The sequence below is a fragment of the Trinickia diaoshuihuensis genome (assembly GCF_003390925.1).
Lineage (GTDB): Bacteria > Pseudomonadota > Gammaproteobacteria > Burkholderiales > Burkholderiaceae > Trinickia > Trinickia diaoshuihuensis.
Map to the genome: position 1 here is coordinate 16772 of NZ_QUBS01000025.1, position 19282 is coordinate 36053.

The 19282-nt window shown below is 59.5% G+C and carries 13 protein-coding genes; 4 read left to right on the top strand and 9 right to left on the bottom strand.

The genetic code is table 11. The features are described 5' to 3' along the window. Positions 1-619 precede the first annotated feature (619 nt). Together DXT59_RS06915 and DXT59_RS06920 are read left to right on the top strand one after the other, a co-directional pair. The gene (locus tag DXT59_RS06915; protein ID WP_116136180.1) at positions 620-1429 is read left to right on the top strand and encodes a response regulator transcription factor; all 810 of its coding nucleotides are present in this window, start codon (positions 620-622) and stop codon (positions 1427-1429) included. Further along, the gene (locus tag DXT59_RS06920) at positions 1416-3713 is read left to right on the top strand and encodes a sensor histidine kinase (protein ID WP_275895765.1); all 2298 of its coding nucleotides are present in this window, start codon (positions 1416-1418) and stop codon (positions 3711-3713) included. Before DXT59_RS06915 ends, DXT59_RS06920 begins: the two co-directional genes overlap by 14 nt. Here DXT59_RS06920 and DXT59_RS06925 read toward each other — a convergent pair. The 4 genes from DXT59_RS06925 to DXT59_RS06940 form a co-directional block, all read right to left on the bottom strand. Then, complete coding sequence (locus tag DXT59_RS06925; protein WP_116136182.1) at positions 3702-4058, bottom strand: antibiotic biosynthesis monooxygenase family protein; 357 nt, start codon at positions 4056-4058, stop codon at positions 3702-3704. The genes DXT59_RS06920 and DXT59_RS06925 overlap by 12 nt on opposite strands. Further along, the gene (locus tag DXT59_RS06930) at positions 4055-5242 is read right to left on the bottom strand and encodes a cytochrome P450 (RefSeq protein WP_162877976.1); all 1188 of its coding nucleotides are present in this window, start codon (positions 5240-5242) and stop codon (positions 4055-4057) included. Before DXT59_RS06930 ends, DXT59_RS06925 begins: the two co-directional genes overlap by 4 nt. Before the next feature lie 95 nt (positions 5243-5337). Continuing rightward, positions 5338-6249 (bottom strand): LysR family transcriptional regulator, encoded by a 912-nt coding sequence (locus DXT59_RS06935; RefSeq protein ID WP_338065152.1) that lies wholly within the window; start codon positions 6247-6249, stop codon positions 5338-5340. A gap of 4 nt (positions 6250-6253) precedes the next feature. Further along, positions 6254-7132 (bottom strand): MBL fold metallo-hydrolase, encoded by an 879-nt coding sequence (locus DXT59_RS06940; protein ID WP_116136184.1) that lies wholly within the window; start codon positions 7130-7132, stop codon positions 6254-6256. A gap of 256 nt (positions 7133-7388) precedes the next feature. Between DXT59_RS06940 and DXT59_RS06945 the strand changes: the two genes are divergently transcribed. Both DXT59_RS06945 and DXT59_RS06950 read left to right on the top strand, forming a co-directional pair. Continuing rightward, on the top strand, positions 7389-8402 hold the full coding sequence (locus DXT59_RS06945; RefSeq protein ID WP_116136234.1) for a succinylglutamate desuccinylase/aspartoacylase family protein: 1014 nt from the start codon (positions 7389-7391) through the stop codon (positions 8400-8402). A 69-nt stretch (positions 8403-8471) separates the two neighbouring features. Then, the gene (locus DXT59_RS06950) at positions 8472-9833 is read left to right on the top strand and encodes an MFS transporter (protein WP_240324430.1); all 1362 of its coding nucleotides are present in this window, start codon (positions 8472-8474) and stop codon (positions 9831-9833) included. 4 nt (positions 9834-9837) lie between these two features. Here DXT59_RS06950 and DXT59_RS06955 read toward each other — a convergent pair whose 3' ends face one another. The 5 genes from DXT59_RS06955 to DXT59_RS06975 form a co-directional block, all read right to left on the bottom strand. Continuing rightward, a complete protein-coding gene (locus tag DXT59_RS06955) occupies positions 9838-11280 on the bottom strand; it encodes a TolC family protein (protein ID WP_116136186.1) in 1443 nt (480 codons plus the stop codon). Then, complete coding sequence (locus tag DXT59_RS06960; protein ID WP_116136187.1) at positions 11270-12688, bottom strand: HlyD family type I secretion periplasmic adaptor subunit; 1419 nt, start codon at positions 12686-12688, stop codon at positions 11270-11272. Before DXT59_RS06960 ends, DXT59_RS06955 begins: the two co-directional genes overlap by 11 nt. A 4-nt stretch (positions 12689-12692) precedes the next feature. Further along, positions 12693-14831 carry a type I secretion system permease/ATPase gene (locus tag DXT59_RS06965; protein ID WP_116136188.1) on the bottom strand — a complete coding sequence of 713 codons (2139 nt, stop codon included), beginning with the start codon at positions 14829-14831 and terminating at the stop codon, positions 12693-12695. Positions 14832-14939: 108 nt separating this feature from the next. Further along, a complete protein-coding gene (locus DXT59_RS06970; RefSeq protein WP_162877977.1) occupies positions 14940-18122 on the bottom strand; it encodes a beta strand repeat-containing protein in 3183 nt (1060 codons plus the stop codon). Further along, a complete protein-coding gene (locus DXT59_RS06975; RefSeq protein ID WP_162877978.1) occupies positions 18119-18646 on the bottom strand; it encodes a hypothetical protein in 528 nt (175 codons plus the stop codon). The genes DXT59_RS06970 and DXT59_RS06975 overlap by 4 nt, the downstream gene beginning before the upstream one ends. Between the last annotated feature and the right edge of the window lie 636 nt (positions 18647-19282).

The following is a 19282-nucleotide window of genomic DNA, read 5'->3' on the forward strand; positions in this document are numbered from 1 at the left end:
GACGGGGCTGCCGATGGTTGCGATGGCGTTCGGGGCGCGGTTGCCCAAGACGAGACTGTCGGCTTGCGCTTGCGCCATCGGCAGCAAAATAACCGCCGCGATGGTGGCCCAAGACGGTGCGCGACGCCGATGCGATGGGTCAAGGTTGGTCTCTACCCGCGGTGCCCCTGACGGCTCACGTCCCGCGTGAGCCGTTGCAGCCGATACCTCGGCCTGTGCCGGCCGATGGCGGATTGCGCTCATCACTTACTCTTCTCGGATATGCTATGCGTGACCCGCCAAATACCGTGGGGGACGCGACGTCTGCCCGATGAATAAAGCTCGCCGATCGCTCGGTCGATCGGATCGATGACTTTATCGACGTCTGGCCTTATTGTCGCAACGCGGGAAGTGAAGCCGGTTTTGATGGAGCGGCGAATCCGTTTGCTGGAGGGAAAAAGATGAGTCCCTCCCTAAACGACGTTAGTCCCGCCGGCGGAGCCGCTTCAGTGACTGACTAGGACGCGCTCGCACGCGAATAGACGATGGGAAAGCAACAGTCAATCGGGAAAACGCGTATTTTTTCGTTAATCTTCGGATTAGCTGGCAAAATGTCGCATCCGACTTGCGAATATCCCACATGTTGAACAGTCGTTCCGTTCTGAGCGATGCGCATATTCTGGTCGCCGACGATCAACCCGACCAACTGCGCCTTTTAATCGACATTCTGCGCAGTGCCGGATGCCGGATTAGCGTCGCTTTCGATGGATCTCAGGCCTATCAGCGCGCGTTGGCGATTTCGCCGGATCTGATCTTGATGGACGTGCGCATGCCGCGCATGGATGGTTTTGCGGCTTGCCGCCTATTGGCGGAAACGCCGGAGACGAGGGCGATTCCGATCATTTTCTTGACGGCGGCGGACAGCTTGGACGAACGGCTGGAGGGGCTCGACATCGGCGGCGTCGATTACATCGCGAAGCCGTTCGAGCCCGCGGAGGTGCTGGCGCGAGTGCGTGTCCACATCGCCCGGGCAGGCCGGCATCGGCATGAGCCGCCGCCTGCGGCCGTGGCCGAGACGCCCGGCAACAGCGCCATCGTGCGCGCGGCCATCCGGCACCTCTCCGAACGCTTGAGTGCGCCACCGACGGTGGAACAATTGGCCCGATTGGTCGGGACCAACGAGAAGCGATTGTCGCGGGCCTTCCGTGAAGAGTTGGGCCAGACGGTCTTCGAATATCTGCGCGGCGAACGACTGGCGATTGCCCAGCGGTTGTTGACCACCACCGCGTTGAGCGTCGCCAATATCGCCGAGGAGATCGGTTTTTCGAGCGCGGCCAATTTTGCCACCGCATTTCGCGAGCGGTTCGGCGTGACGCCCTCGACCTATCGCGAGGAGCGGCGTGCACAGGACTTCCCGCCGAGCGAGGAGCCGTGCCTTGATCCGACGTGAGGCCGCCATGCGCGCGATCGTATGGCTTCGACTGCTCTTTTTATTGCTGTGCGGTGCGACGGCGGGCGCATTCGCCGCCGTATCGCCGTCGGCCGTGCGGGAGCCGGCGACCCCGAAGCTCACGCAAGTGCAGGTATTCGAAGATGTCTCGGCGCGGATGCGGCTCGATGACGTCATCGCGTTGCCGGCGGGCAAACCGGGCGGATTTGTCGCGGTGGAAGACGGGAGCAAACCCGGCTTCTCGCGATCGGTGTGGTGGCTGCGCGCCGTCATCCGTAACGACGGCGGGCAGCAATCGCTCGTTCTAGCGTTGCGCGAGCCGCGGCTCGAGGACGTCGTGTTTTATTTGGAGCGTGGCGGACGTTGGGAACGCGCGCGCCTTGACGGCGCGTTCCAGGCGCGTTATCCGACATTGCGATTCACGCTCGGTCCGGGCGAGCAGGCCGGCATCTTGATTCGGGAAGCGGGTGAGGGGCCGCTCGCCTTGCTGCCTCAGCTCTATTCGCCGGCCGAATTCGACGCATTGGATCGGCGTGAGACGTTGTGGGGCGGCGCTCTCATCGGCGGCATCATGGCGCTTGCGTGGAGTGCGTTGCTGATCGCGTATTTCTCTCGCAGCCGCGCGTTTCTCGCCCTTGCGGGGTTGTGCGTGTGCACCGCGTTGTATGAAGCCGCAATCCGCGGCTTCACAAAACTCTATCTATGGCCTAATGCGGTGGATTGGAACGCGCGCAGCGTGCCGATATTCGGATGCACGGCTATCTTGCTGTTCCTCGTTTTTATCCTGAGCATCGCGCGCGGCGAAAAAACGGCGCTTCCGGCGCGGCGGATATTGCTTGGGTTCGCGATATTGGAAGTCGTCTGCATCGCGGGCTCCGCATTGGGAAGCCTTTATTATTTCGATCAAGCCGTACTCGCCGTCAACGCGGTGCTCGGCATCACCGAGGTGGGCATCGCGGCGGTGCTGTCGCGCCGGCGTACGCCTACCGCGCGGCTGATGCTCGTCACTGTCAGTTTCGGTATTTTCAATTTCGGCTTGCATCTCGCGGAATCGCTCGGCTTGTTCGGGCAAGACCTCGCATGGCTCAATTCGGACATCCATCCGAATCCGATCGTTGCTGTGACCGGCCTAGCGACGCACTTGGTGGTGCTCGCCGCATGGATCGCCCATGTCGGCCGGCAACGTCAGGCCGCGCGGGACGAACTCATGCAATGGCAGGCGAGCGAGCAGGAGCGGTTGCGCGATGAGGTGGCGCAGCGCACGTTGGCGCTGAACGAGGCACTGGCCGACGCACAGGAAAAGAATCGCCAAAAGATCGAAACGCTCGGTTACGTCAGTCACGATCTGCGCGCGCCGCTCGCGACCATCGCGAGTTACGCCAAGATGTTGCTGGCAGAGGCCGATCCGCGCCAGAGTTCGTTGATTCTCGCGATCGAGCGCAGCGTGAACTATCAGTTGGGCCTCATCGACGAATTGGTCGGCTATGCGAAGACCGAGTTGCGGCCATTGGATATCGCGCCGGCGGACACCGATTTGCCCGCGCTGCTGAACGACATCGCGGAGTATTCGATTGCCTTGTGCGGGCAGTTGAACAACCGGTTCTTTTACCAGGCGCTTAGCTCGCTGCCGCGTTGGGTCAAACTCGACGGGCGCCGATTGCAGCAGGTGCTCCTCAATTTGCTGTCGAACGCTTCGAAATTCACACGCGATGGCACGGTCATGATGACGGTGCGCTCGCGCGCCCGGGATGGGCAGTGGCTGATCGGTTTCGAAGTCGCCGATACCGGCATCGGCATGGAGATCGACGCGAAAACCGATCTGTTCTCGGCGCTTACGCGAATGGAAGCGGTCAACGGCACGACGGGGCTCGGGCTGTTCATCGCCCAGCGCATCGTCGCCGAGATGGGCGGCGCGCTGCGCGTATCGAGCACGCCGGGCGAAGGCACTTCGTTTTCGTTCGAGATCGTCGTACCGCTCGCCGATGCGTATGCCACCGAACGCGTGCCTTATTCGTCATTGATGGCGGGGCCGGCGCCCCGGCGGCGCGCGACGTCGCGCGATATCGATGCGCCGCCCGCGGTCGATCGCCTGACCTTGGCCGCGCTGGCGAAAGACGGACGCATGACCGATATCGAGCGGTGGATCGATAGCATGAGCGAAGCCGGCCCTGCCTACGCGGCTTTTCTCGCGGAGCTGCGCCATTGCCTCGACGCATTCGATTTTGCCGCGATCGAGGCGCTGGCAGACATCAACAAGGGGCCGGGCCGCGTTTCAACGGCTTGAGTTGTCATGCGCTTGCCTGCTATCGGCCGGCGCCTGCTCGCGCTCCTTCATTCCATAGTCGCGCACGACGCCCGCGATGCGCAGCCGGTAGTCCGCGAAAACGCTCGCGCGTCCTTGCGCTTGCGCATGACGATGTGCTTCGACGTTGCGCCATTGCGCGACCGCTTGCTCGTCCTGCCAAAACGAGAGCGAGAGCAACTTATTCGGATCGCTGAGGCTTTGAAAACGCTCGATCGAAATAAAGCCCGGAATATCGGTAAGCAGCGGCTTCAGGCTCGCCGCGATATCGAGGTACTCGTCGCGATGACCCGGGTTGGGGATGACTTCGAAGATGACGGCGATCATGAGGCGTGGCTCCCGATGGAGTTGAAGACGGGTATGCGGCCGTTGGCCGAGGGCTGATAGGTCCAGCGCAGGTTGGGATTGGCGAAGTCGAAGCCGCTCTGCACGAGCGCGATCGCCACGCCGCAAACGATGGCCCGCGCGATCGCTTCGCCCGGGCAGGCGTGGCGGCCCGCGCCGAAGCCCGGTAACGGATGCTCGGGACGATCGAGCACGAAGCGCTCCGGCGTGTCGAACCATGCCTCGTCTCGGCTGGCCGCGGCTAGTACGACGAGCACCGCGTCGCCGGGTTGCAGCGTCGTGCCCTCGATGCAAACCTGCTCCTTCGCGAAACGGCGCGTGTTGTGCACAGCCGGCTCGAAGCGCGCCACTTCGCGCACGAACGCATGGATATCGGACGGCGATTCGCGCAACCGCGCGGTGAACTCCGCGTGTCTCGCGAGCGTGACGATGGTGTTGCCGATGAGGCCCGCGGTGGCTTCGAACGTTTGCGAGAACAAACCAAGCAGGTTGGCCACCAATGCGTTAGGCGGCTCGCCGCTCGCTTGGAGCCCGCCCGACACGATCCGTTCAAGCAACGGCGATGCGCTCGCGCCGGCTGGCGTCAGTGCGTGCAGCTTCGCTTGCAGCGCCGACGCGGCATTATGCGCGCGATCGAGGGCCTCGGGCGGCGATCGCGGAGACAAGCACGCTACGAATTGTCGTACGGTCGCCTCCAACGCGTCGTCGGGCGGCAAGCCGACCAGTTCGGCGACGATGCTTACGGGAAGGGCGAACGCCAGCGCGTCGAGCGGCGCGTCGTGACCTGGCTCGGCGCGCTCGATAAGGGCCGTCGCCTCGCGCCTTGCTGCTTGAAAGACCCCGTCGATACTGACGCCGCCGAGCCCTTTGACGAGGGCGCCGCGAGCGGCTCGATGCGCGTCCCCTTCGTTCATGCGAGCCAGCCGCGCAAAGATTGCGCCGGCCGGCGCGCCGGCAATGGCGTGCGGGACCGGCTCGCCGGCGGGACGCACGGTCAACCGGACATCGTCGAGTACGGTTCTAACCGTATCGGCACGGGCGGCGATCCAAAGCTTCAAGCCTTCGTCGCGGACGAGCGCGGGCCCTTTGCGCAGCGCGGCATAGTAAGGATAGGGATCGGGATGGGTGACGGCTCGAATGGGATCGGCCGGAAAGGTTTGCGTCATCGATGCCTCGGCAATCAAGTCATGGCACCAGTGTAGACGCCATGCTCGATGCCATGCTTCAGCGCGCGATGAAACGTGCCGGGCGTGCGCTGCCGTTAGCCATCGGTGCGCTTGGGCCGGGCGCCGTTCGATTTCAGCACATCGATCAGACGCGCGAGGGCCGGGTTGTCGTTGGTCTCCTTATAGGCGAACGAAAGCGGCAATCGCACCGGAAACGACTTTAGCGCGACGAACTTCACGCGCACGGGCGCGCGCGAGCAGTTCGCCGAATTGACGAGCGCGGCGCCGATACCGGCTGAGACGAGCGAAAGGATGGCCGATTCGGTCGCTTCTTCCTGCGTGACACGCAACGTCAGGCCGGCATCGCGGCACGCGGCGATCAACGTGTCGTAATACGCGGGATAGACGTGCCGGGGAAAGCAGATGATCGGCACGTCGCGCAGTGCTTCGAGGGAAACCGAACGGTGCTTCGCAAGGGGCCAGTCGTTGGGCACGGCGAGCACGACCTCGTGCTTGGCGAGCACGAACGTGCGGATACCGGGCGGCGTTGGACCGAATGCGTAGACGAAGCCGGCATCGAGCGAGCCCGAGGTCAACGCTTCGTACTGTTGCGGCGTGTTCAAGGACGACACTTGGATCGCCAGTTGCGGATAGCTTCGTTGGAGCGACCGTAGGGCATCGGGCACCGGACCGTCCCAACTCGCGTTGTCGTTGACGCCGAGGCGCAGCGTGCCCGATTCGCCGCTCGCGAAACGTTTGACGGCGCTCGATGCGGCATGTACGGCCGCTATTGCCTTGCGCGCTTCGTGCAGGTACACCTCGCCGGCCGGCGTCAGCTCGACGCCGCGTGCCAGGCGTTTGAGCAGCGTCGCGCCTAGGATCGACTCCAAGTCGTGAATCTGCCTTGTAATCGCGGGCTGCGTGATGTTGATGCGCTCCGCCGCCAAGCGAAAGCTGCCCGACTCGGCCACGGCGATGAAGTACCGCAAATGGCGCAGTTCGATCATACTTTTACGCGAACCGCCAAACGAAGCCGCCGTGCTCGTCGCGTGCGATGCGTCCGGCCGACGACCCGGCGAAGTGCGACGTGAAGACCTGTGCTTCGTGATCGGCCGCGTACTCGAAGATGCGGCGGCGCGAGGCCGACGCCTGGGCCCGATCGGCGCAGAACGACGAACTCCAATCGGGCTTGAGCACTTGAATCGGATGATGCACGACGTCACCCCAAAACAGCGCGCGTTCGCCCTCCGAGGCGATCTCGATCGACATGTGTCCCACGCAGTGACCCGGTGTCGGCATGAAGCGAATGCCGGGGAGATAGACTCCGCCGTCGTCGCCGATCTCGTCGGCGAGGCCAGCCCGAATCACGGGCAGCACGCTGTCTTCGAACACCATCATGCGATTGGCCGCGGCCGGCGTGTCGTAATACGCGCGCTCCGCCGCCGCGAAAACATATCGGGCATTCGGAAACGTCGGCACCCATTCGCCGTCGACGAGGCGCGTGTTCCACCCCACGTGATCCACGTGCAAATGGGTGATCAGCACGAGGTCCACGTCCTCGGGCTCCACGCCGGCGGCGGCCAAGCGCGCGAGATACGGCGTATCGAGCTGGTGAAAGATCGCGCCGAACGGACGATCCTTGCCGTTGCCGCAAGCCGTATCCACGAGAATGACTCGACCTTCCAACCGAACGACCCACGTATGGACGCTCAATTGCGCCGAGGCGAGCGCCGCATCGGCATGCTCGGGCAAGAGCCATGACGCGTTTGCCTGCCAAACGGTGGGGTCCAGATCGGGAAAGAGGCGGGCCGCATCGATGCCGAACGTTTGCTCCGTCACGCGCGTGATCGTCGCGGCGCCGACTCGGTACGTGGTTGATTCAGTGGACATAGCCTGCTCCGGGGGATGGTTGCGCTCGTATCGCTTTCTATCCAAGACTGCTTAGGAAGTACTTTGCCTCATTTCGGTCGATGCCGTCCAATGCATTTCGATGCGACGAGCGATGCCCATCGGGCATCGATTGCACGGATGCCGGACGGGCATCGCGGCTGACATGATTCGGCATTGGAAATATCGGTCTGGTTCTCCGATAGTCGAGTCTCGACAGGGCACTTCCCACCGTGCCTGCTTTTCGAGGAGACGCATGATGACCGCCACGCCGCGCAGCTTGATTCAATGTACCGTCGATTTCGACGCCCCGGGGTTCCAGACCGGAACGCTGAACGTACCTTACTCGCACGACCGGTCCGCGTATGGACATATTCCGATTCCAATCGCGGTATTGAACGGGTCGCCGGGACCGACCGTGCTGCTCACCGGCGGCAACCACGGAGACGAATTCGAAGGGCCGCTTGCGTTGATGAAGTTGCTTCAAACGCTGCCGCGGCAATCGATTCGCGGACGCTTGATCGTCATTCCGGCGCTGAATTTCCCCGCGTTTCTGAAGGGCAGACGGACGTCGCCGATCGATGGGTGCAATCTCAATCGAATCTTCCCGGGCAACCGCAACGGGACGGTTTCGGAAATGCTCGCGCATTACGTCGATACCGAACTCTTTCCGCTTGCCGATATCGTGGTCGATCTGCATGCGGGCGGCGCGTCGTTCAATCACTCGCCGATGGTGCTCGCGGCGTTACCGGCCGATGCGCGCCGTCATGACGAGTACATTCGTCTCATCGATGCCTTTGGCGCGCCGCATACGATGGTGATGGATTTGCTCGGGGAGGACCGCACGTACGGCGCGGCCGTCGAGCGGCACGGCAAGCTCTTCGTTTGCGGCGAGTTCGGCGGCTTCGGCACCTGCAATATCGACGGATTGTCGATTGTCGAGCACGGGTTGGCGCGTCTGCTCCATGCGGCGGGGCTGACCGGCGCTGCCGATGTGCCTGCGAGTAGCGGCACGCGGCTGCTGCGCGTCGAGGGGACGCGGCACTACCTGTTCGCGCCCGAGCACGGCGTGTTCGAGCCGATGTTCAAGCTTGGCGATCGCGTGCAAGCGGGGCAGGCGGCAGGGCGGATTTTCAATCCGCATGCACCGTGGGAGTCGCCGCGCGTGCTGCACTTCGAAGCGGATGGGATCGTTGTGTGCATTCGGTCGTTCACGGGAGTAGAGCCCGGTGATTGCATTGCGCTTTGCGCGAGCGATGCCCAATGGTTTTGAGCGATCGCAAATCAAAGACACAACGATGACGGAGACATTTCCATGGCGCGCATTCCCCTCGTTTCGAGCATGACGTTGCAGGCTCCGGTCACGGCGCCTCGCAGCGCCTATGCCGTGCTGATCTTTTTCCTCTGTTTCGTTTTTTCGTACATCGACCGTCAGATCGTCAGCATCCTGGTGCAGCCGCTCAAAGCGGCGTTGCATTTGTCCGATATGCAGATCGGATTGCTACAAGGATTGGCGTTTACCGTCTGTTATGCCACGGCCGGCGTCTTCGTCGCGCGGCTCGTCGATCGATCCAATCGAGTGCGATTGATTGCCGTCTGCGTGGCGATATGGGCGATCTCGACAGCCATGTGCGCGACGGCGCACAGCTTTGGCGAGTTGCTCGTTTGGCGCGCCGGCACCGCCATTGCCGAGGCTGGGCTCAGCCCGGCGGCGCTTTCGATCTTTAGCGATCTATTCGTGCCGCGCAAGGTGTCACGAGCAACGAGCGTATTCATGCTGGGACCGTATATCGGCGGCGGGGTGGCGTTGTTGGGGGGCGGCGCATTGCTGGACTGGACGGCACACTCGGGTAGGACGCAGGCGATTGCGGGATACGCGTTCGAACCATGGCAGTTGGCCTTTGTCGTCGTCGGCTTGCCGGGACTCTTTTTAGCTGCACTCGTGGCGGCTACGATTCGCGAGCCCTCGCGTCGCGGGGATGCTGGGCGTGCAGGGGGTAGCGACGACGTGCCGAGCATGATGGTCGTGCTACGAGAAATCACTGTTACGCATCGATTTTGCGTGCCTTATTTTCTCGGTTATACGGCGCTTATTTTGTTGTTTTATGCATACTCCGCCTGGTTTCCGACGCTGCTGATTCGTCAGTTCGGATTGGCGCCGGGCGAGGTGGGCCGCATGGCCGGTCCGGCTTATATGCTGGGCGGCATGGCCGGGGTGATCAGCGCGGGCTTCCTCGTACGGCGCGCGACCGACGCGAGCGCACTCGAGAAGGCCCTACGCATCGCCATGTTCGCGGCGTTCGCATTGATTCCCGCGGCGCTGGCGGCGCCTTTGTCGAGCGCCCTGACCGGCGCGCTGATCGCCTACGGGCTTTGCGCGTTCACCGCCAGCATCGTGATGGCGTTGGCGCCCGTACCCGTGCAAGTAGCATTACCCAATCGGATGCGCGGCCGGGCGATCGCCATTCTCGTGTTCCTGACCAATACCGTCGCGGGTGGGCTTGGGCCGCTGGCGGTCGGGGCGATCGCCGACCGGCTCGCGCTAGGGGCACGCGGCCTGGCGATCGGGCTCGCGACAGTGGGGGCGACGGCGGCGCTTGCGAGTGCGGTGCTTTATTTCGCGGCGACGCGAATGGTATCGGGTGGCTTGTCAGGTGCTCGCCAGCCTAAACGCACGAGTGAGTTACCAGGCGCCGAGGGTTAACCGATCATCGACCGGCTAGCTCGTCGATTGTCAGCCGCCCCACCTTCGATGCAAGGTCCAAGCGCGCATAGTTCCAGTCGGCCATTGCTTGAACCTGCCGCTGCTTTGCATTTGCTAACGCCGTCTGAGTATGAAGCAGCTCGAGAATATTTCCGACGCCCGCCTCGTATCGATGCTGGGCTGCTTCGAACGAACGCTCGGCAATGGCTAGAAGCTTTGCGCTATTGCTCGCGTTTTCCGAGGATGTCTGCAGGGCGTAGTAGCTGTTCCATACGTCAAGTGCAACATGCTGCCGAGCGTCTTGCAGCAGGTCCTCCTGCCGTTCCTCTTCGGCGCGTGCTTGGTCGACCTGGTAGTGCCTAGTGAACCCCTCGAACAGCGGAATCGTGACTTGGACTCCGACGTAGCTGTCGCGCCCCGTTGCCGGGAAAGTCGGCTGCCCAAGTCCTAGGGTTTGCGGTTGATTGCTGCGGCTGTACTTTGCGATCAAGCTTACCGACGGTCGGCCTTGAGCGCGGGTTTGTGCGACTTTTGCTCTTGCCGCTTCGACTTGAGCCTGCGCCGCAAGCACACTGGGGTGCGTCTTTTTCACCTGTTCGATCAGCGTCTCCACCGCATCGCTAAACTGCGGGCCTTGAGGCGGCGTGAGTGCAGCTTGCGGCATTTCGATGGGCTCCGATGGATCAAAACCCATTTCCGAAGCGAGAGTGCCGATGGTTGTTTGAGCGTCACCTCGGGCTTTTGCCAAATTGAAGACTGCCTCATCGTGGTCCGTCTGTGCTTGCAACGCGTCGGTGATGGGCGCCACGCCGCGATCGACGCGAGCCTGTGCCGCAATCATGCTGTCGTGCGTCATGCGTTCTATGTCGCTCGCAACCTGCAACGCCCCTTGTGCAGCCTGTACGGCGTAATAGTCTTTCGCAACATCATCGAATGCGGTCTGCAGCGTGGCATCTTGAGTTGCCTTCGCGGCAGCCAGTGAGGCGTTGGCATTGCTCAAAGCGGCAGATCGGCTACCGAAGTCGAACAATACCCAACTGAGCGTGGTCGACTCCGATTGCACGTTTGCGGTCGATTTCGAGCTGAATTGGGGGAGACCCGATACATTCGTCTCCGACCTATCGCGCACACCTTGCCAGTTGCCGGATAGCGTGGGCAGGTATGCCGCTCTCGCAATCCCCACCGCAGCAGCTTGCGCCTTGACGCTTGCCCATGCCTCGCGTGTTTTCGGGCTGTGACATAACGTACGGCCCACAGCTTCGGGCAAGGTGAGCGGCACCCCCAATTGGCCGAAGTCGCAATAGCTCGGTTGCGCCAACATACCGCCAGCCGGCGTCGGAGCTACGGTTCCCTCCGATAGGAGCGGGTCGAAAGCCAACGCAGGAAGGGTCGGGAGGAAGGCCAGTATCCCTATTGAAATCGCTTTGCCTGCTCGCTTACCTTTCATGCAGGCTCTCCTGTATGCCCCCGATAAGCGGACCAAGCAGGTACTGCGCGACGGTTTGCTTGCCCGTTTTAATTTCTGCCGTCACCGCCATCCCCGGCGTCAGTGCTATCCAGCGCTTGTCAATCCACATTCGGTTCGACTTCAAGCGAACGTGGGCTGTAAAAACGAGTCCTTGCTTTTTGTCCTGGACTGCATCGTTGGAAAGCACCGAAACCTCCCCCTCAAGCATGCCGTAACGCGTATAGGGGAACGCTTCGATTTTTACAGCGGCGCGTTGGCCAACGCTTACGAAGCCGACGTCTCTATTCTCGACGGTTACCTCTGCCTCGAGAGTGTCGTCAGGCACAATTTCCATTAACGACTGTGCCGTGGTCACGACGCCACCTAACGTATGAACTGCCAACTGTTGGACCGTTCCCGCCACCGGCGCGGTAAGGCTCAATAGCGCCTCGCGGGTTTTCGCCTTCGTTTCGTCGTTACTGTTCTGCGTTAGCGCTTGCGTCGCCTTCTCGAGGGCATCGAGTTGAACACGGCGGAACGATGACGCGATTGATTGGATTTGGGCGCGCTGCTCGGCTATACCTGCGGTCAGCTCTCGGGCATGGCTACGCTGGGCGTCCAACTCATGTTCCTGTTCGAGAGCGGTCCGCTCCTTATCGAGGTAGTCGCTTTCGGCCACATACTTGTCCAAAGACAGCGCTTTGTATGAGTTCGCCTGCTTGCGGGCGAGCGGCGCTGTCGCTTCTAGCTTTGCGATCTGGTGTCGCGTACCGTCCAGTTCCGCCTCTTGTTTGTAAAGCTCCGCTTGGGCTGCGTTGTACTTGTCCTCGTATTCGTGCCACTCGCCTTCAGCAAGACGCTGCGCGTCGTCTCTACGGGCATTCGGCGTCCCGCTTTCTACGACGACATGCGGTGCTTTAGATTGCTGTTGCGCTGTAAGCAGCGAACGCGCGCGATCGACTTGCAGCGCCGCGTCGAGCTTCGCGGCGATGGCCTTGTCTTCATCGGCAGCGGCTTGCGTCGTGTCCAGTTTCATTAACAGTTGCCCGGCCACTACCCGCTGCCCGTCGTGGACAGATATCTCGCGGACAACCCCCGTTATTGCTGGCTGAATGACTTTGACGCGTGCGTTCGGCGCGAGTTTGCCCTTAGCAGTGGCTACGATATCGAGGCGAGCGAAAACACAGATGGCCAGCACGATAACCGTGAGGGCGATTATGGCGCGTGCGGCAAAACGAGGTGCCGGATGAACTGGGGTCTCCATCAGCTCCAAGTGCGCCGGTTGAAAGGCCAGCTCATAGTCTAGCTTGCGAGGGCCGTCGAGTTGATGACGGGCTGCCCACCCGGCCGACCATACTGCGCTATATCTACGCAGCAAATCAAAAACGGCATTTAAGCGAAGTCGCACTATCTCACCCGTTTTGTAGCGATACCAGGTGGGCGTAGTACCCGCCTTCTGCGATCAATTCGCTATGCGTACCTCGTTCCCGGACTTTCCCCTTGTCCATCGCGATGATTTGGTCTGCGTCGCGTACCGCTGTTAATCGGTGAGCAATGATGATGACGGTACGACCGTTGCAGATCGCTTTCATATTGTTCTGAATCACCCTCTCGGTTTCGAAGTCGAGTGCGCTCGTTGCCTCGTCGAAAATCAGAATGCGGGGATTGGTTAGCAAGGCTCGAGCAATCGCTAGCCGTTGCCGCTGTCCGCCGGAGAGATTGCCTCCGTGCTCCTCGACTGGGGTGTCGTATGCTTGGGGGAGCTCGCATATGAAGTCATGCGCACCCGCCAGCTTTGCCGCGCGCATTACGGCTTCCAGTGGCGCGCCCGGATCGGTCAGTGCGATGTTTTCGCGAATCGATCGGTTAAATAGCAGATTCTCCTGCAACACCACGCCCACTTGACGACGTAGCCAAGCGGGGTCGGCCAATGCAAGGTCGATGCCATCGATCCGGACACTTCCCTGTTCAGGCAGGTAAAGGCGTTGCAGCAGCTTCGTTAGTGTGCTTTTTCCCGAGCCGGAGCGTCCCACGATTCCGATCGTTTGACCGGCGGCAATCTCTATCGACACGTCATCAAGGACAGGAGGACCATCCGGGCGGTAGCGGAACCGGATGTTTTCAAATCGGATGTCTCCTGTGACGTCGAGCGGCGTTTGCTTGCTCGTTGCAAGCTCCGTTCTAGTGTTGAGAATATCGCCGAGCCGGCTCATCGAAATTCCGACTTGCTGGAAGTCTTGCCAAAGCTGCGCAAGACGAAGCACAGGAGATGCGACCCGCTGCGACATCATATTGAATGCAATGAGTTCGCCAACGGTGAGACGGCCGTCGATGACGAATTTGGCTCCGAGCATTAGCGTAGCGAGGGCGACGAGTTTGCCAACATACTGGATGAGTTGCTGTCCGATGTTTCCGATGTGCGTCACGCGAAACCCGGCGGATACGTAGGCGCCAAGTTGCATTTCCCACTTTTTAATGAAATGCGGTTCTACGGCCAAGGCCTTCACCGTCTCTACGCCGGAGATCGATTCGACGAGAAAGGATTGGTTGTCGGCCCCGCGCGCGAACTTCTCGTTCAGACGCCGGCGCAGTGTTGGAACGAGGCCTACTGAAATCGCCGCATAAATCGGTAGCGATGCAGCAACGACGAGCGTCAGCGCGACGCTATAGATGCACATGACGCCAAGGTAGACCAGAGAAAAGACAAGGTCGATCGCTGCCGTCAGGGCTTGCCCCGTAAGAAAGTTGCGAATGTTGTCCAACTCGCGCACGCGCGCAACCGTGTCACCCACTCGTCGAGCGGCGAAGTAGGGCAGCGGCAGGGCGATGAGATGGCGGAAAAGCCGAGCACCAAGCTCGACGTCGATCCGATTTGTCGTGTGAGAGAGAATGAAGTTACGCAGCCCCGTGAGGAGAACCTCGAAGGTTGAACTCACGAGGAGGGCGATACCCACTACGACCAGCGTACTGTACGTGTGGTTGACCAGCACCTTATCCATTACCACCTGGAACATCAGCGGCGAAACAAGGCCGAAAATCTGAACAAAAAACGAAATACCGAGCACTTCCAGTAACAGCCGTCGGTATTTGATAATCGCGGGGATAAACCAAGAGAAGTCAAAGCGGGCAAGTTCACCGGCGAGCGAGGCGCGCGACGCGAATAGAAGCATTTCTCCCGTGGATCGCTCACTCAAGGCCTCTAGCGGTACGACCGTAGGCGTGTTCGAGTTCGCCTCGAGGACCAGCGCCGTCTTGCCGTCGCTGCGGGCAATGATGAAGTGTCGGCCCCGCTTGTCGAACACGAGCGCGGGGAGCGGCGTGCGGTCTAGACGGTCGATCAGCATTGGCGAGCGTCTAGCCTTCAGGCCAAGGGAGCGTGCGCTCAAAATGAGCGCGTGGCTATCAAACGGATCGTTGCCTCTGGCGGATGCATGCCGCAGTTGCGTCGAATCGGTTGCAATGCCGTGAAACCGAGCTATTACGACAAGGCAGGTCAATGCCGAGTCGGTCTCGCGCCCCGTCGCGAGGGAGGGTGTTTCTGGTGCGTTCAATTTGGTTTTTGTTTAAGTAGCTATCGCATTCTCATCAAAGATGCGTACTGCTCGCTTCGCCCACGACCGGAGGGTCGCAGGCGAAGCGAGCATTCAGCCCTTCGCTCGCTAGTGCGTACTCGCTGCAAGTGGCGTGTCGGGGGCCGTCTGGGCCGACGATGGGACAAAGGTAGCCGCCGACGCGGGCGCGCCATATGCCGCCATTGCTGCGATCAATTGATCGGTCTGCTGGCCGGCGGTATCAGCGGTTGTGGGCAGGGCAGCCGATGCCACCATCGCTACTGATGCCGTGGCCTGCGCACTGGGGTCGGCTTCCGATGGCGGGTCAATGGGTGTGCCCGGGTCCGGGTCCGGATTCGGCACAGGATAGGTGTAGACGCCGCCGGGGTCGCCACTTTGGGGACCTGAAGCGATCGGCACGCCGCTGGATAATCCTCCCGGAGTCGGTAACGTGAACGGAATCAATCCATTTGGGGTAATAGTTCCGAAATTAAAACCAATGGCCGCTGCGCTAGCAGGCAACACGGCATAGCCCGTTGCGTCAAACCATAGGACAGATTGACCTGGTCCTGTCTGAAATAATTCGATTGGGCCGTATTTGGGATCGATGTATTTTTCGTGAAAGCCCCCGTTTTCCCATGGGGTGCGGACATGAAGCTCGTTGTTTTGGTCGATCCAGTCCTGCTCCACGATTGTGGAGAAGGCGTCAGCGCCCGCATGAACTTCGGTAAAGTAACTGCCGTCAGGATGGACGATCGACACAGTGAGTTGACCACTAGCGTTAACCGATTGCGTGACAATGTTGGTTATGTCGCCGGTCCCCAGGACTGCGTAGCCATCGCCTGCGCCGTAAAGGTTCGATGTTATTCCGTTTCCGTACACATTCGCGCCGTCAGACGCGCCGGTCGCGGTGATTACTTCGCCGTTGTTATTGCCGTAGGCGTTTGCGATGTCGTTGGCGCCACTTTCACTTGACTGGTCGCCTGCGCCTGCCATGTACGTAATGACGGCATCACCGTCCGCGTTTGCTGCATCGGAAGCACCCGTAGCGCTAATGATTTCGCCGTTGTTGCTACCGTACGCGTTCGTCACATCGCCCGCGCCCATCTCGTTGGAGACGTCGTGTGCGCCTGCCATATTTGTCATAACGGCATTACCGTATGCATTCGCGGCATCGGAAGTGCCAGTCGCGCTAATCAGTTCTCCGTTGTTGCTGCCGTAGGCGTTGGCGATGTCGCCTGTTCCCATCTCATTGGCGTCGTCGTGTGCCCCAGCCATATTTGTCGTAACCGCATCACCGTATGCATTGGCTGCATCGGAAGTGCCGGTGGCACTAATCAGTTCGCCGTTGTTGCTGCCGTAGGCGTTGGCGATATCGCCTGTTCCCATCTCATTGGCATCGTCGTGTGCCCCAGCCATATTTGTTGTAACGGCATCACCGTACGCATTGGCTGCATCGGAAGCGCCGGTGGCGCTGATCAGTTCGCCGTTGTTGCTGCCGTAGGCGTTGGCGATGTCGCTTGTTCCCATCTGGTTGGCGACGTCGTGTGCTCCAGCCATATTTGTGACAATGGCATCACCGTATGCATTAGCTGCGTCGGAGGTGCCGGTCGCACTAATCAGTTCGCCGTTGTTGCTGCCGTAGGCGTTGGCGATGTCGCCTGTTCCCATCTCGTTGGCGACGTCGTGTGCTCCGGCCATATTTGTGATAATGGCATCGCCGTATGCATTAGCTGCATCGGAAGTGCCGGTGGCGCTAATCTGTTCACCGTTGTTGCTGCCGTAGGCGTTCGCAATGTCGCTCGTGCCTTGTGCTGTAACGGTTGCACCACTGCCTGAGATGTTCCCTATATCGCTATTTCCGGTCAGCAATAGCCTGTCGCCGGAACCAGAGTCGGTTACTGTCGCGCTATTGCCCGATACCGTCGTGAGGTTCGAGGAGCTATTCCCCGGCCCTCCAATCGACATCGTTGCGCTGTCCCCGACGGTCACGACATTGGATGAACCGTTGAGAGTGGCGCTCGCACCGCTAGAAACGTTAATCGTACTGGTCGACGTGTGCAACTGATCGCCTTGACCATAAATCGCAATCTGATCACCACCAATTCCGTTCAATATTACGTTATTGCCGGTGATTGCAAGCGACGCATTAATATTCGCATCAACTACATCGCTAGTTACAATTCCACCGTTCGACGATTTGTTCTCTGTGTATGAAACGCTTCCGTCGCCGTTGAAGACGACCGTTTGCTCGGTGGCCGAGCCACCGCCACTCTGAGTAATCGAATTAGTCAGCGTCGATTGCTGTGTTCCAGACAGATTGCTTGAAAATGTTTGGTTAGTAGCTAAGATTCCATTCGATTCGGTAGTCGTTACTGTTGCATTGAGTTGCTGCAATATTTGGCCATTGGGACCGCTGATGGTAGAATTGTATCCGCCGGTGCTGGTATCGAGCTTAAGCGTTGTGGTTGTCCCGTTTGGCTGAGTGACGACCCACCGGCTCGTAGGGGAGAGTACGATATTTAGGTCTCCCTGTGCGGTGACATAACTGCCTGCCTGCTGCTGGAACGAGACGCCGCCGGAGAAATTATATTGTGTAATTCCGTCGCCTAACTGCGCCGAGCTGATTGGTGATTGCGACGTGAAGCCCATAACATTGCCATTCGCATCCACCTGCGGTACCAGGAAGCTATTCGGTGCAGTGGTATTGATACCGACGCTGGACAATGAGGATTGCAACGAAGCTTGGTCGGCGTTCAGTGTTTGCGCTTGCGAGGCTGCTTGTGCCCACTGCCCTGATGTCAGAGTTGTAGAAGAGACGTTACCGGATGCATCGATTTGCCAGCCAGTTGCCGACGCTACCAATTGAATCGCTCCTGCTGCCGCGGATATCACCGTCAGCGGGATCACCAAAGCTGCTGCCCCCTCGGCCGCGGGGAGGATGATGAAGGCTGTTGCTGCTATACCCGCAGCGGCGCCGGCTAGATTGCTGATGAGCCCCTCGACGTCGGAGACTTGGACCGGCTTATGGTTATTCACGGCATTCAAGATGTTACTCGCCGAGAGGTACGCGCCAGTGATTCCCAGCGCCGCACCTGCGATAGGCACGCTGGGAGCAACTATATCTGTCGTCGCTACCGAGACGATGGATTGAACAGCTTGTCCAATGCCAACAATTGTTCCCGTCACATTCACGCTGCCGTTCGGATTCGTGGCCACTGCATTGCCGGCAGCAATACCTGCCGCTGTTTGGTTCAGAACAACGGTAAGACCGTTTATTGGAATGCTCATATCTTTTTCCTCTCGCCATATACACATAGACCCACAACGAATAGCATCGCTGCATGAAACGGAATAGCAAGCAACAAATTCAACGATAACGCTTTTTTATAAGCCTTCGCCATTTCTTTGTAACTGATCTGAATGCCATCGCATTCTAGCGACCAGATTCGTGTATACGACGCAAAGGCGACAAATTTCATGCGATCGACTTGTGCTTCGCAGACGCGCCCTTGGGTCAATGCCCCCAAGTTACTGTCGATTGCTACTGGATCGCCGAAGCCGCGGGTAATGGTATATACAGGCGATGGAAATTCGAATGTCTGCGCTCCGGCGTCGTTCGCGTAAGCCAATACATTCGGATGGTGCATCGACGCCTGAATAATTCGGAGCCTCACCGCTGTCAATGCTTCTTCTTGAGGGAGCGGGTTGAGTACAATGAACAGCAAGGGGTACAAAAGTATTGCTACGTACATTAATGAAGCATACAGTGACCATTTATATTTTTTTATCAAAAATAGCGATCTCTGAATCATCTTTGGTATCAAATGGATTGTATTTATCTGGGGCCGATGAGGGCAGCGTTACAGTAATCTAGTTACGGGTGCTGGTAGATCGGCGTGCTTACGTACGGGTCGAAATATTTCCTATGGCTTCACTTTGTAATATTTGGTCGTGATTGCACATTCGAGCAATCTCGATATCGCGATTGCAGCAGAAAAATTGTAAGCGACGGATTGACGACTAATGTGAAGTGGCTTTCATTGCAAAAACTTCCCCGGATATGCGTATTATCTCGCCTATTATCGAATTCGAATGCGAGTTCGATTTTTGGTACTGATACGTTTGATACTGCGACAGGTGGATTGAATCACGATAGTCTGCAAGGCGCAAGGCTTTTTTGATGCAAACGTTTTCTAGTTTTTTGATGTTTTGAAAGGTTTGTAATTTTGCGATATTCGACTGGAACGCCTGCTTCGAAAGCGCGAACACAGTCTCTTATTTGCAGTAGCGGAGAGGCATACGACTGCGTTCTTGACTAACAGTAAGCAAGAAGTAATGGGTTGTTGACTAGGTGCGAGCGCAGGGATCGTCAGTAGAAGCGAAAGTGGCCAGGTCAGGGCAAGCTTCGAGACGGACCAGACTGTCCCTATGCTGGCGTGCCCACGGTT

Coding starts and splice junctions, on each gene's coding strand:
- DXT59_RS06940 (WP_116136184.1), bottom strand. CDS start 7,132: ATGTCCACTGAATCAACCACGTACCGAGTCGGCGCCGCGACGATCACG.
- DXT59_RS06930 (WP_162877976.1), bottom strand. CDS start 5,242: ATGACGCAAACCTTTCCGGCCGATCCCATTCGAGCCGTCACCCATCCC.
- DXT59_RS06945 (WP_116136234.1), top strand. CDS start 7,389: ATGACCGCCACGCCGCGCAGCTTGATTCAATGTACCGTCGATTTCGAC.
- DXT59_RS06975 (WP_162877978.1), bottom strand. CDS start 18,646: ATGATTCAGAGATCGCTATTTTTGATAAAAAAATATAAATGGTCACTG.
- DXT59_RS06970 (WP_162877977.1), bottom strand. CDS start 18,122: ATGAGCATTCCAATAAACGGTCTTACCGTTGTTCTGAACCAAACAGCG.
- DXT59_RS06925 (WP_116136182.1), bottom strand. CDS start 4,058: ATGATCGCCGTCATCTTCGAAGTCATCCCCAACCCGGGTCATCGCGAC.
- DXT59_RS06950 (WP_240324430.1), top strand. CDS start 8,472: ATGACGTTGCAGGCTCCGGTCACGGCGCCTCGCAGCGCCTATGCCGTG.
- DXT59_RS06935 (WP_338065152.1), bottom strand. CDS start 6,249: ATGATCGAACTGCGCCATTTGCGGTACTTCATCGCCGTGGCCGAGTCG.
- DXT59_RS06955 (WP_116136186.1), bottom strand. CDS start 11,280: ATGAAAGGTAAGCGAGCAGGCAAAGCGATTTCAATAGGGATACTGGCC.
- DXT59_RS06915 (WP_116136180.1), top strand. CDS start 620: ATGTTGAACAGTCGTTCCGTTCTGAGCGATGCGCATATTCTGGTCGCC.